General features: G+C 43.9%; 10 protein-coding genes. 5 read left to right on the top strand and 5 right to left on the bottom strand.

Annotated features, from left to right (window positions below; genetic code table 11):
- Positions 1-34: 34 nt before the first annotated feature.
- Positions 35-1033 (bottom strand): extracellular solute-binding protein, encoded by a 999-nt coding sequence (locus tag DYD54_RS08120; protein ID WP_063514489.1) that lies wholly within the window; start codon positions 1031-1033, stop codon positions 35-37.
- Between the two features lie 209 nt (positions 1034-1242).
- On the opposite strand from DYD54_RS08120, the gene DYD54_RS08125 reads away from it, so the two are divergent.
- From DYD54_RS08125 to dapE, 3 genes are all read left to right on the top strand, one after another.
- Entirely contained in the window at positions 1243-2847 is a 1605-nt protein-coding gene (locus DYD54_RS08125) for an ABC transporter permease (protein WP_063514490.1), read from the top strand.
- A gap of 4 nt (positions 2848-2851) precedes the next feature.
- Entirely contained in the window at positions 2852-3868 is a 1017-nt protein-coding gene (locus DYD54_RS08130) for an ABC transporter ATP-binding protein (protein WP_063514491.1), read from the top strand.
- Positions 3869-4002: 134 nt separating this feature from the next.
- On the top strand, positions 4003-5181 hold the full coding sequence (dapE, locus tag DYD54_RS08135) for a succinyl-diaminopimelate desuccinylase (RefSeq protein ID WP_063514492.1): 1179 nt from the start codon (positions 4003-4005) through the stop codon (positions 5179-5181).
- A 50-nt stretch (positions 5182-5231) separates the two neighbouring features.
- On the opposite strand, the gene DYD54_RS08140 is transcribed toward dapE, so the two are convergent.
- Both DYD54_RS08140 and iscX read right to left on the bottom strand, forming a co-directional pair.
- A complete protein-coding gene (locus DYD54_RS08140) occupies positions 5232-6800 on the bottom strand; it encodes an AbgT family transporter (RefSeq protein WP_063514493.1) in 1569 nt (522 codons plus the stop codon).
- 215 nt (positions 6801-7015) lie between these two features.
- A complete protein-coding gene (gene iscX / locus DYD54_RS08145; protein ID WP_046697028.1) occupies positions 7016-7216 on the bottom strand; it encodes a Fe-S cluster assembly protein IscX in 201 nt (66 codons plus the stop codon).
- Between the two features lie 95 nt (positions 7217-7311).
- Here iscX and DYD54_RS08150 point away from each other — a divergent pair, with 95 nt between their 5' ends.
- Complete coding sequence (locus DYD54_RS08150) at positions 7312-8058, top strand: epoxyqueuosine reductase QueH (RefSeq protein WP_172459598.1); 747 nt, start codon at positions 7312-7314, stop codon at positions 8056-8058.
- A gap of 215 nt (positions 8059-8273) precedes the next feature.
- Positions 8274-10517, top strand: coding sequence for a catalase/peroxidase HPI (katG, locus tag DYD54_RS08155; protein WP_228703542.1), 2244 nt, complete (start codon positions 8274-8276; stop codon positions 10515-10517).
- A gap of 73 nt (positions 10518-10590) precedes the next feature.
- Here the strand turns inward: katG and DYD54_RS08160 are convergent, their stop codons facing one another.
- Together DYD54_RS08160 and DYD54_RS08165 are read right to left on the bottom strand one after the other, a co-directional pair.
- The gene (locus DYD54_RS08160) at positions 10591-11718 is read right to left on the bottom strand and encodes a restriction endonuclease subunit S (protein ID WP_084260673.1); all 1128 of its coding nucleotides are present in this window, start codon (positions 11716-11718) and stop codon (positions 10591-10593) included.
- Between the two features lie 8 nt (positions 11719-11726).
- Positions 11727-13781, bottom strand: a complete 2055-nt coding sequence (locus DYD54_RS08165) for an HsdM family class I SAM-dependent methyltransferase (RefSeq protein WP_063514494.1) — start codon at positions 13779-13781, stop codon at positions 11727-11729.
- Between the last annotated feature and the right edge of the window lie 67 nt (positions 13782-13848).

Genomic DNA, 13848 nt, shown 5'->3' on the forward strand with positions numbered 1-13848 from the left:
ACGGTGCGGTTTCTCATCGTCGAACAGCAGACAGTCAGTTGTAGCCTGCCTTTCTCATGAGCATGATGGCTTTTTGCTGATTTTGACCGGCAACAGCGACATTGATGATGTCTTGCTTGAAAGTACCCCATCCAGAGACAAGCGGTGCAGGAGCTGCACGGCTGCTGGCAGGATATTCAAAGTTACGGTCGGCATAGAGTCCTTGAGCCTCTGGGCTAGATAGCCACTCAATGAATCTTTGAGCTTCGGCAGGGTTTTTGCTGTGTTTGAGTACGCCAGCACCAGAGACATTGACATGAGTGCCTTTACCATTTTGATCAGCAAAGAATACTTTGACATTGTTGGCTACTGCTGGATTTTTGTTCACCAAACGACCATAATAGTAAGTGTTAGCAATACCCACATCACAGCGGCCAGCGTTGATGGCTTCTAGGAGTGAAGTGTCGTTCGGGAATGGAGCGGCTGCTAGGTTATTCACCCAACCTTTTACCACACGCTCAGTTGTTGCTTCGCCGTGATTGGCAATCATGGTGGCGACCAGCGACTGGTTATATACATTGTTTGAAGTGCGTAGGCACAGTTTGCCTTTCCATTTTGAATCCGCCAAATCAGCATAGGTAGACAGCTGACTTGGATTGACTGTTTTAGGATTATAAAAAATCGTTCTTGCACGCACTGACAGACCAAACCATTGGTTATTAGCAGCTCGTAGGTGTGGCGGAATGTTGTTTTTTAGTGTCGGTGAATCAATTGAGCGTAAAAGACCCATCGTTGAGGCCTTCCAAAGGTTACCACCATCAACGGTAATCAACACATCGCCTTTGGTATTTGCACCTTCGGCTTGGACTCTTGCCATGAGCGGACCATCTTTGTCATTAACCAGCGTGACCTTTGTTCCTGTCTTTGCTTGGTAAGCTTGGGCGATTGGTCTTAGCAATTCATCGGCACGAGATGAATAAACCACCAACTCACTGGCAAATGCTGGCAACGCCATCAATGCAGCCACTTGAGCGACTAAAATTTTCTTTAACATAAGTTCATCCTTCTAAAAAGCCAATGGCATGGCATGGCTTGACAAAACAGAGCTGACAACAACAGCGAAAATACAATTTTTTGACAAAAAAGCCCAAAAAGATTGCCATTTCCTGTTGTATTATAATACCATATTCATTTTTAAACAAGGATTATTATCATTATTGTTTATATGATGATGAGCCATCACCAACCAAACACAGCAGACTTATGACACATTCAACATTGCTTGCACGCCTTTGGCTTGGACTTTGTTCCTTGCTGGTCATCATTCCTTTGGGAGTGATTTTATCCTCGCTGGGCGAATTTGATGCCGAGATTTGGCATTTTTTGCTCGATCACGAATTGCCAAAGCTACTCAAAAACACCTTATGGCTGGTGTTGTCGGTTGGGATTGGTGTGGTGGTGCTTGGAACAAGCGCTGCATGGCTTGTTACCATGTATGATTTTCCGATGAAGCGTGTGTTCGGCTGGGCGATGATGTTGCCTTTGGCGGTGCCTGCCTATGTTCTTGCCTTTGTGCAGCTTGGTTTGTTTGATTATACCGGTCCCATCAGCACCCATCTGCGAGAGGTTTGGGGCTTTGAACAAGGGCTGCCAGACATACGCCATGGCGGTGGTCTGGCGGTCGTGATGAGCCTGACCTTGTATCCTTATGTGTATCTTTTGTCCAAAAATGCCTTTGGCAGCATGGGGGGGCGTATCTTGGAGGTTGGTGCTTCTTTGGGCTTGTCAAATCGCCAGTCATTCTTTAAAATTGCCCTACCCATGGCAAGACCTTGGGTAGCAAGTGGAGCAACCTTAGCACTCATGGAAGTATTGGCAGACTTTGGGGCTGTGTCAATTTTTGGTTATGACACCTTCACCACCGCCATCTATCAGGCATGGTATGGTTTTTTTAGCATCGACACCGCCAAGCAGCTTGCCAGCATTTTGATTGGTCTTGTGTTCGTATTCTTAGTGGTAGAGCAGCTCAGTCGTGGGAGAAAAAACTTTGAGAGTGTCGGTCGTGGCAGCCATCATCACAGTATCGCTTTGAGCGGCATCAGACGCTGGCTGGCATTCGGCTACTGTGCTGGGATTTTGTTTTTGGCATTTTTATTGCCTGTGATTCAGCTTGGGTTTTGGGTTTTGGATACCTGGCAAGGGATTGATTTTGTGGCGGTTTTTGAGCAAGCAAAAAACTCCATCATCGCAAGCTTATCTGCCGCCATCTTGGTTACCGCCGTTGCCTTTTTCATCAGTCTGGGCGTTCGGCATGACCGCAGCAGATTTGCCTTAGGCAGTGCCAAAATCTCAACGCTTGGCTACGCCATTCCCGGCTCTGTGCTTGCAGTAGGCGTATTCATTCCTGTGGCATTTTTTGATAATTATTTGATTGAATATGTGCCAGCGTTCGCTGGTCGTGATGCCATTTTTAAAGGCACGGTTCTGGTACTGCTCATCGCTTATTTGATTCGTTTTTTGGCATTGGGAGTGCAGACGGTAGACGCTGGCATGAAGCGTATCAAATCCACGCACACAGAGGTCGCAAAGAGTCTGGGAGTCACACCACTTCGCTCGCTTTTTAAAGTGTATCTGCCACTCATTAAAGGCTCACTGGGTACTGCATTGCTCATGGTGTTTGTCGATACCATGAAAGAGATGCCAATCACTTTGATGATGCGTCCGTTCAGCTGGGATACGCTGGCGATACGCATCTACTCATTCACCAGTGAAGGTATGTACGAGGCGGCGGCCTTGCCTGCCTTGACCATCGTCTTGACAGGACTGATTCCTGTGATTTTATTCACCAAAATAGACCAAAAGAGCTAAACTTATGCTGACCGTACAACGCTTGTGTGTCAAATTTGACAACAAACCCATTTTAAACCATGTGGATTTTTCTTTAAATACCGGTGAGATTGCCTGCCTGCTTGGGGCTTCTGGATGTGGCAAGACAACGATACTGCGTTGTCTGTCTGGCTTTGAGACCCCCAAAGAAGGCACCATTAGCCTCGATGGTCGCACACTGTTTGATGACAACACCAACATCGCCACGCATGAGCGACGAATCGGCATGGTATTTCAAGATTACGCTCTTTTTCCGCATTTGACAGTGGCAAAGAATGTCGGCTTTGGGCTTAGTGATTTAAATCGTGCAGAAAAAGACGCTCGCATCGATGAGCTGCTTGCATTGGTAGGTTTGAGTGATTGCAAGCATCGTTATCCTCATGAGCTATCAGGCGGCCAGCAGCAGCGTGTTGCTTTGGTGCGAGCTCTCGCCCCCAGACCAAAGCTTATTTTGCTTGATGAGCCTTTCTCAAACTTAGACATTGAGCTGCGTACCACACTCTCCAAAGAGGTACGCAATCTGCTCAAATCACAAAATGTGAGTGCCATCTTGGTCACACACGACCAATCAGAAGCCTTTGCGATGGCAGACATGGTTGGCGTGATGGCACAAGGCATCATTCAGCAGTGGGACAGACCAGAGATGCTCTATCACCACCCCAAAAACGCCAAAGTCGCTACTTTTGTCGGCGAAGGCGTGCTGTATGACATCACCAAGACACGCACCGACGGTGTGGAATGCTCGCTTGGATTCATACCTGCCGCCGCCAAAGCGACAGACACACAGATACTCATCAGACCCCATGATGTCACACTCGCCCCTGATGGGTGTGTGAGCGTTAAGGTCATCGACCGAGATTTTCGTGGGGGTAATTGGCTTTATACCCTACAAAATGACAAAGGCGACACGCTCTTAATGCAGACTTCCATGGACAAAAGCTGCATCAGCCATCAGATTGGTGATGTGATTGGCATCAATATCCATCAAGGTGCGACCTTTTAATGCCAAGCTCAACCAACACTCAGCCCAAGCACAATCAACGCTCTGTTCGGTTGCATCATGACTGGCATGGATTGTTCTTTTATGACAACAAGCCATGATGATAATCTTGATAACATCTACCCTAGGAGAGATTCATGACCACTTATTTGTCTTTATCCACTCGCCTGCTCAAACAACCCTCCATCACACCCAATGACTGCGATTGCCAGAACATCTTGGCAGAGTTTTTGAGTGGTTTGGGCTTTGATTGTGAATTCATGTACTTTGGCGACCCAAACGGTCAAGGCGATGATGCCCAGGTCAAAAATCTTTATGCCAAGAAAAAAGGCAGCGACCCAGACGCAGCTCACCTATGCTTTGCAGGACATACTGATGTCGTCCCCACAGGCGATGAAAGCTTGTGGACATACCCACCGTTTTCGGCGACGCTGGCGGACGGCTGTCTGTGGGGGCGTGGAGCATCTGACATGAAAACAGCGATTGCCTGCTTTTGTGCGGCGGTGGAGCGTTTTGTTTGTGCTTACCCGAACCACAAAGGCGACATTTCACTACTCATCACCGCCGATGAAGAGGGTGTGGCAATCAACGGCACAAAAAAGGCAGTGATGGAGCTGGCTCGGCGTTCTGAACGCATGGACTTTTGCCTTGTGGGTGAGCCGTCCAGCACAGCGACTCTCGGCGATGTCATCAAAAACGGGAGGCGTGGTTCACTAAGTGGCAGACTTGTTGTTACAGGCAAACAAGGACACATCGCTTATCCACATCTGGCAATCAATCCAATTCATGAGCTTGCCCCCGCTCTTGCCGAACTTGTGGCGTGTGAGTGGGATATGGGCAACGACTATTTTCCTGCCACCAGTATGCAAATCAGTAACGTGAGCGGTGGTACAGGGGCGACCAACGTCATACCCAATAGCGTGGAAGTGCTGTTTAACTTTCGCTTTTGCACCGAGAACACCGCCGAGAGCTTACAGGCAAAAACTCACGCCATTTTGGATAAGCATTTTGGGAGTTCAAAAGCAAATTATACGATTGAATGGAATTTATCAGGCGAGCCGTTTTTGACACCCAAAGGCGAGTTTGTCGATGCGGTCGTCCACGCCATCAAAGCAGTCACAGGCACCGATGCTGCTCTCTCGACCAGTGGTGGCACCTCTGATGGTCGCTTCATCGCCCCCATCATGAATGCTCAGGTGGTTGAACTTGGCGTATTGAATGACACCATTCATCAGATAGATGAAAAAGTGGCGGTCGATGATTTGGAGAAATTAACGCTGATTTATGGCAAGATTTTGGAAAAATTGATTGCTTAAAATATAAAATCCCCTGTCATCAAACAAGGGATTTTTATTATCTGGCAAGATTAAGGCGTGTAATAAGTCGCAGCCCCTGGTCCTACGGGCAAACCTAAGGCAAATACCCAAATACAGAAGAGTACTGTCCACCCCACCAAGAACAAGAGCGAGTATGGAATCATGAGCGACATGAGTGTGCCGACCCCTGTGTCTTTTTTGTAACGAATTGCCACCGCCATGATAAGACCAAAGTAACTCATCATCGGCGTGATGATGTTGGTGCTACTATCTCCGATGCGGTAAGCCGCCTGAATCATTTCAGGAGCATAACCTGTGAGCATCAACATAGGAACAAATATCGGTGCAGTCACCGCCCACTGTGCCGACGCCGAGCCGAGCATGAGATTGACAAAAGCACAAATCAAAATAAAGCCCACGAGCAACAAAGGTCCTGTCAGTCCGATGTCATTTAGGAAATTCGCTCCCGATACCGCCATGACCGAACCGATGTTTGACCAATTAAAAAAGGCGGTAAATTGAGCAGCAAAGAACACCAGCACGATGTACATACTAAGGGAACTCATGGCGGCACTCATGGCATCCACCACGTCATCATTGCTCTTGATGGTGCCTGTAATCTTACCATACACAATCCCTGGAATGGCAAAGAACACAAAGATAAACACCACAATCCCATGTAAAAATGGCGACCCTGCCACAAGCCCTGTCTCAGGATGTCTTAAAATCCCATCGGCAGGCACAATCGTCCATGCCAGTAGCAAACAAAAAATTAGCATGGACACGCCCGACCAAACCAGCCCTTTCTTTTCTAAGGCGGTCAGTCGCTCCACCTTGCTGTCAAGCACGCTTGGGTCATCGGCATCATCGGGGTTGTATTTGCCCAAAGATGGCTCCACGATTTTTTCGGTGACAAAGTAGCCAATGCCACTTACCAAAAACGTACTTGCCGCCATAAAATACCAGTTGGCTTCTGCCCCCACGACATAGTCAGGGTCAATAATGCGTGCTGCTTCTTGGCTAATACCCGACAGTAGTGGGTCAACCGCACCAAGCAATAAGTTGGCACTATAACCGCCCGACACGCCTGCAAAGGCAGCGGCAAGTCCTGCCAATGGATGCCTACCCAACGAATGAAAAATCATCGCCGCCAGAGGAATCAGCACCACATAACCAAGCTCTGATGCGGTGTTTGACATAATACCTGCAAAAACAATGACAAAAGTAACCATTTTTGGCGGGGCATTCATGACAAGCCCCCGAAGAGCCGCCGAAATCATGCCTGACCGCTCAGCAATGCCCACCCCGAGCAGAGCGACAAGCACCGTCCCCAGTGGCACAAAGCCTGTGAAGTTGGACACGATATTCTCCACAATCTTGGCAAGCCCATCGCCATTTAAGAGATTAACAACATAAATCATGCCGTCTTCACTACGACCCTTTGCCCCTTCTGGACGTGGGTCAACTACTGATACGCCCATCATCGACATGATTGCCGATAGTACGAGCAAAATAACTGACATCCATACAAATAAAATGGCAGGGTGTGGCAACAGATTGCCAAGCCACTCTACGCCCTTTAAAAAACGCCCCATGCGGGTAGAATTTTGTTGTTGCATATTTACTCCCTCACAACAAAATAGATAAATATAATCCAATATTTATCATAGAATTAATCGTTAAATAATAAATACTTACATTCAAACCTTACCATTAAAACACAATCTTGTAAGAAAAACAAACTTTTGATCACATTACTCATAAAGAACGGTTATTACTTTTAGCATGGCAATAAAAAAGACAGCCTGAGCTGTCTTCTGTTTCGGATGAATGATTAATCCAATTCCTCAAGCCACGCCATCTGAATGGCTTCCAATATGGCTTCATTTGACTTGTTTGGATCATCGCCGAAGCCCTCAAGCTCGCACACATAGCGATGTAAGTCAGTAAAGCGAATGTATTGCACATCCTCATCTGGGTATTTTTCAGACAGCTCAATGGCAATGTCTAGCGTGTCGTGCCAAGTTAATTTCATAATCACTCTCTTTATTTGGTCGAAGTTTGGTAAATTTTATCAAAGTTAGCCAAAAAATGATATAATAAGCACATTTTTAACAGTTAAAAACTATCATGACCGTACAAACACACAATCCCCAAAATCAACAATCTCAGCCCAAAAAAGGCAAGCAAATCGCCAAAGCCGACCCCACCAATCCGCACCTAACGCCGATTGACCGTGAGATTTTGACCCCGCCAAACGGACACAAAAAAGTGCTATTACACTCATGCTGTGCCCCTTGCTCGGGCGAGGTGATGGAGGCGATGCTTGCCAGTGGCATTGAATTTACCATTTATTTTTACAATCCCAACATTCACCCCAAAAAAGAATACGAGATTCGCAAAAACGAGAACATCGCTTTTGCCGAAAAGCACGGCATACCGTTCATTGATGCTGATTATGACATGGACAACTGGTTTGCTCGTGCCAAAGGCATGGAGCAAGACCCCGAGCGAGGTCGCCGTTGCACCATGTGTTTTGACATGCGATTTGAACGCACCGCCCTATACGCCCATGAGCATGGCTTTCCTGTAATGACAAGCTCCTTGGGTATCAGTCGCTGGAAAAACATGGCTCAAATCAACGACTGTGGTCATCGAGCCGTCGCCCCTTATGAGGGTCTTGATTATTGGGATTTTAACTGGCGTAAAGGCGGTGGCAGTAGCCGTATGATTGAAATCAGTAAGCGTGAGCATTTTTATCAACAAGAGTACTGTGGCTGTGCTTATTCGCTCCGTGATACCAATAATTTTCGCCGTAGCCAAGGGCGTGAACCCATTAAAATCGGCGTGAAATATTATGGCGATGAGGATGAGTAATCCCCCTTCATCCAAAAGACCACTCATGTTGGTGGTCTTTTTTATTGACAATTTTACAAGCCAATCCATACTTGACGATTGAGATTTAATTTAAAAAACAAAACAAAGAAATAAAATTATTATATTTTACCAATCAATAAAAAACCCTTTATAATCTGTCCGTAGCTAACAGAGACTCTCTGAAGGCGATTCTTTTTTCACATAGGAAACACACCATGAGCAAGCAAGACATCGTCCTAGATGAACTTAACGACAGCAAAAAACCTTTCGCACCACAAGGTGGTTGCCCGTTTCACGGCAGTAACACCAGCGACGGTCAAAGCGTGATGACTTGGTGGCCAAAAGCCCTAAACCTTGACATTTTGCACCAACACGACAGCAAAGTAAACCCAATGGGCGAAGACTTCAACTACGCCGAAGAACTTAAAAAGCTGGATGTGGATGCCCTTAAAAAAGACCTAGAAGAAGTGCTTCGCAACAGCCAAGACTGGTGGCCAGCTGACCACGGCTACTACGGCGGCTTGATGGGTCGTTTGTCATGGCACGCAGCAGGCTCTTACCGCGTGGCAGACGGTCGTGGCGGTGCAAATACTGGCAACATCCGCTTTGCCCCACTAAACAGCTGGCCTGACAACGCAAACCTAGACAAGGCTCGCCGTCTACTACAACCCATCAAACAAAAATACGGCAACAAAATCTCTTGGGCAGATCTTATCGTCCTAGCAGGCACGATGGGCTATGAAGCCGCTGGTCTAAAAACCACAGGTTTTGCCTTTGGTCGCAAAGACATTTGGCACCCAGAAAAAGATACCTACTGGGGCAGCGAAAAAGAATGGCTTGCCAAAACAGGCTCAAAAGGCAACCGCTGGTCTGGCGATCGAGACCTACAAAACCCGCTTGCCTCTGTAATGATGGGTCTGATCTACATCAACCCAGAAGGCGTGGACGGCGTACAAGATCCAATCAAAACTGCCCGTGATATGCGTATCACTTTTGCTCGCATGGGCATGAATGATGAGGAAGTGGTTGCATTGGTTGCAGGTGGTCATACCATCGGTAAGCATCATGGTAATGCAGATGCTTCTACCGTTGGTGCAGAGCCAGAAGCTGCTGACATCACCGATCAAGGCTTGGGCTGGAAAACCGCTGACAAAGATATCGCCAAAATCACTTCTGGTCTTGAAGGTGCGTGGACAACCCACCCTGACCGCTGGGACAATGAATTCTTCAAACTACTATTCAAATACGAAGATAAGTTTGTTAGCGTAAAATCGCCTGCTGGTGCAAATCAATGGGAGCCATCTGAGATGGACATCGAGGATATGCCAGTTGACCAAAACGACCCATCAATCAAGCGTAAAATCACCATGAACGATGGCGATATGGCACTGATCAAAGACCCAGAATATCGCAAGATTTCTGAGCGTTTCTTGAACGACCAAGCTGCCTTTGATAAAGCCTTTGCTGATGCGTGGTTCAAGCTGACTCACCGTGACATGGGACCTGTTAGCCGTTATCATGGTCCGCTGGTGCCTAGCGAAGAGTGGATCTGGCAAGACCCAATCCCTGCCCCCAAATATGTGCCAACCGCTGACGAGATTAACTCTTTAAAAGAAAAAATCTTGGCATCTGATTTGAGCATTGGCGAGCTTGTGGCAACCGCTTGGGACAGTGCTCGCACTTTCCGTGGGTCGGACTATCGTGGTGGTGCCAACGGTGCAAGAATTCGCCTAGCACCCCAAAAAAACTGGGTGGGCAACGAGCCAGAGCGTCTACAAAAAGTGCTAAGCGTACTTGAAAAAATTCAAGCCGACTTTGCCGATGACAACGGTGGCAACGAAGTCTCAATGGCGGATTTGATTGTATTGGCAGGCACAGCAGCCGTTGAAAAAGCGATTAAAGACGCAGGGCTTGATGTAGCAGTGCCATTTGATGCCGGGCGTGGCGATGCGGTACAAGAGATGACCGATGCCGAGAGCTTTGAGTACTTAAAGCCAGTTCACGACGGTTTTAGAAACTTCCAAGAAGCCCACTATGCCCCACAGCCAGAAGAGCTTTTGCTTGACCGTGCACAGCTTTTGGGCTTGACAGCGGTGGAAATGACCGTGCTTGTGGGTGGTTTGCGTGTATTGGGTGCTAACTTTGAAGGCAACAAGCACGGCGTGTTTACCGACAAAGTGGGCGTGCTAAGTAACGACTTTTTCCGTAACCTTGTGGATATGAACTACACTTGGGAGCCAACAGGTCGCAATAGCTACAACATCAATGAGCGTAAATCTGGCGAAACTAAGTTTACCGCCACTCGTGTGGACTTGGTGTTTGGCTCAAACTCAATCTTGCGTGCCTATGCCGAGCTATATGCCCAAGACGACAGCCGTGAGAAGTTTGCTCGTGACTTTGTCAAAGCGTGGACAAAAGTAATGAACGCCGACCGTTATGACCTAGGCTACAACTGCTAATTGCTTTTAATCGCTAGTTTGTTCTAAAAAACACTCCCGATTGGGGGTGTTTTTTATGATAAACAATTTTTAATTATCTGTGGCTGATGTTATGCACGACATCTCTAATCAAATATTTTTGCAATGCAAAAATCAGCGTTTGCATTTTTTCAATATCTGGTGCATTATCTTTTGTGGGTACTTGAATGTATTTATCTTTAACCCTATTCCAACCGCCCAATTTGTTTTTATATGAATAAATGGGCAAATCAGTTACTTTATTGATACTTGCTACCATAAATAAAAATAATTTGGCATCATATTGTTTATCATCATATTTCCATTTTATCGCATAGGCATCGGATAATACCGTAAAATCACGAGATTGGAAATAAGCTCTATACACATCGCTATTAGACGGAATAGAAATCACATTTTTTAAAATCGTTGCATTATCCGTAGGAGCAAAGTAATTAAGCCCTTGATTTTGAAAACTGGAAGTCAAGCAAGGTAAAACATAATCATCAATTGGTTCTTTGGGTAGACTTTTGGCTGGATAGGGTAATTTTTTGGTTTTGACTTTTTCAAATAAATCACCCATTTTATATTCAGCCCATACAATTTTACCTTTTTGAAAATCACTTAATACCTGCCATTCATCATCAGTTAAGGTGCAGTCCATTAAACCTGCTTCTTGTAAATGTTTATTGAGCCGTGCCAAGCGTTCATTTTCAATGGTACGAATAAAGCGTTCCATGAACTCAAAATCAATTTGACTAATTTTATCTAAATCTGGATTTTGTTTTATTGGGAGAAAAATTTTGTCTGTTTTTAGTTTGTTTAGTGTAGGATAATCTGTATAGCCATCACCATATTTTTTTAATAGGAAGTTGATAACAGAGTTAAGAAAATTATAATTTTCTACTGCTTGTACATTTTTTGGTGATAGTAAAAATATATTTTGACTAGCATACCATTGTCTATTTCTAAATTGACAAACATTTTTTCCTATTTGAGTAAGTGAAAAAGTATTTTTTGGATTGGCTGAAAAATCTAATTCTTCTATAAAACCCTGAACACCATTATTTAAAGATGTTCTTCCAATAAAATCAAAATCAGATTTTTTATCAGAAATATCTAATTTTCCTTTATCTACACTTTTGGAAGTGTTAATATCAAACAATTCCTGCAACTCAAATTCCGCCCATTTAACCTGTTGCAATTCTTGGATTAAATGGGTTTGTGCTTTTTTATTTCATCACCGATATTGGATTGTGTTTTAATGATGTTTGCCACTTCCCACGCCAAATACTCTTTGACGGTTTTTTCAAAGTCATCAAGCGTTGGTTTGCCATCTATGGGTGCTGACTGGTTCCAATCCGCCCCATTTTTGGGGTCAATCGTGCCTTCAAAATATTCTTTTTCGGTCAATAATTTTAATTTTGATTTACCAAAACGCACCAAATTTACCACTTCTTCATAGCGTTCTTTGGCATTATTGATGTCTTTTAAATTATTGGTAGATTTTTTTCTGTCCGAACGAGCATAACCATCATTACTAAAATCAATAAATTTAACCATTTCATCAGCGTGATGTTTTTCATTTACTTTAAAAACATAGATATGCGTTTGTACGCTGGATTTACCAATAAATAAATCAAGGGGCATTCTAATACTGGCAATTAAAGTGTGTTTTTGTAAAATACGCTGATTGATTTCTTGTGCTTTACCATTACCTGCGGTATCTTTAATCAAAATAGCAGCATAGCCTTTATTCATCATATTTAAGGCGGTTTCTACAAAATTCATTCCATTGCCATTGGCGGAATAAGGCGGATTTAACACAAAAGCGTCCGCAGGGAATTTATCGTCCGTATTATCAAACCCATAATTGCCATTAAAATCCACTAATGAATCTTTATTGATGATATTAGAACTGCCATCACCCATCATAATCATATTTAAAATGGCAAGCATATAAACGCTGGATAATAATTCTAGCCCCAATAATTGTTTGGCTTTGATATGAACTTCTTTTTTGCGTAACTCATCAGGAGAATGAATATTTTCTCTGGCATCTTTAAGCATTTCATTCATTGCTGCCACCAAAAGCCCTGCCGAACCTGTGGCAAAATCCCAAACAAAACTATCTTTATTAACCCTTGCTAATTTTGCCAATAATGTTGCAACATAAGCAGGTGTTAATACGACATCATTTAATTTGTCTTGGGTAAAACCCAGCCAAGAATACATTTCATTAAAAAGTTTGCCTGTAAAATCTGTGGTTAAACCAATTTTATAATAAATACCCAAATCATCTACAATTTTGGCAAATACTCTTTTTAATTGGCTTTCACCATCGTGTGCTTTGTTGATATTGTCTGTTAAAAGTGTATTAGACAATGTACGAACAATTAACTCTTTTTTATCTTGTGGCAATTGTTTTTCATTAAAAAATGCGTTAATTTTTCGGATAATAATATCGCCATCTCTATCGCCTTCTTCTTGACTGGATTTTAAATCTTCTTTTTCTAGGGGTTTTACCTTACCAGCAACGCCAATCGTTGCAATAATTGCAGCAGCAACAAGATAAACACGGTCATTTTCTCCCAGACCTTTTTCATTTTGGTAAATGTCATTATTTAATTTTGTTAGGCTGGCGGAAATTTCCTTTTCACGCTTTTCTCTTATTTTTTCTAATTCATCTGGCGAAAGTGATAATTGTTTGACTTGTGCAATAAAATCATCAAAATTATCTTTGGTTAGAAATGAAAAATCATTAAAATCGCCAACCTTTTGCCCCACGCCAAGATTGGATTTTGAAACATAATACACGCCGATTTGATGACGAATATTGCCTTTCTCATCTTTTTCGCCTGTCATACCAATTGCGATAATGTTGGTATAACTGGTATGATGCAGTAAAGCATTGGCATAATGTACCGCACCATTGACCGCATAAGAATTGATATTCTTAAAATTAGGTTCATTTTTGGCTGTGCGATTATCTACGTTACCATCTTTATCTAGTTTAACAAGTTTGTCCGCATAGCCTTTATATTCAATCAAAATAGGATAATAATCGGTATTGCTATCTTGCAAAAGTAACTTGACATCGGGGCGATTACCGCCTGTACCGCCATTTTTTGAATAATAATATTGCAATGCTTTATCAATTTCATCATTCAATGATTCTTGCTCTAATTTATAAGCCAAACAATGACCTTTAAGCCAGCCATTTGCCAAATCTGCAATGTTAGGTTCTACACTCTGTTTTTTTGCCATCCCAACCTCAACCATATAAAAATTATAAAATACTCCATTATAACACAAGATAGAACTTGACGCTTGT

Source organism: Moraxella ovis, from assembly GCF_900453105.1.
Classification (GTDB): domain Bacteria; phylum Pseudomonadota; class Gammaproteobacteria; order Pseudomonadales; family Moraxellaceae; genus Moraxella; species Moraxella ovis.

Bases quoted from the DNA above. Each gene is read 5' to 3' on its own strand.
- DYD54_RS08125 (WP_063514490.1), top strand. From the start codon at position 1,243: ATGACACATTCAACATTGCTTGCACGCCTTTGGCTTGGACTTTGTTCC.
- DYD54_RS08120 (WP_063514489.1), bottom strand. From the start codon at position 1,033: ATGTTAAAGAAAATTTTAGTCGCTCAAGTGGCTGCATTGATGGCGTTG.
- DYD54_RS08130 (WP_063514491.1), top strand. From the start codon at position 2,852: ATGCTGACCGTACAACGCTTGTGTGTCAAATTTGACAACAAACCCATT.
- DYD54_RS08140 (WP_063514493.1), bottom strand. From the start codon at position 6,800: ATGCAACAACAAAATTCTACCCGCATGGGGCGTTTTTTAAAGGGCGTA.
- iscX (WP_046697028.1), bottom strand. From the start codon at position 7,216: ATGAAATTAACTTGGCACGACACGCTAGACATTGCCATTGAGCTGTCT.
- DYD54_RS08165 (WP_063514494.1), bottom strand. From the start codon at position 13,781: ATGGCAAAAAAACAGAGTGTAGAACCTAACATTGCAGATTTGGCAAAT.
- DYD54_RS08150 (WP_172459598.1), top strand. From the start codon at position 7,312: ATGACCGTACAAACACACAATCCCCAAAATCAACAATCTCAGCCCAAA.
- dapE (WP_063514492.1), top strand. From the start codon at position 4,003: ATGACCACTTATTTGTCTTTATCCACTCGCCTGCTCAAACAACCCTCC.
- katG (WP_228703542.1), top strand. From the start codon at position 8,274: ATGAGCAAGCAAGACATCGTCCTAGATGAACTTAACGACAGCAAAAAA.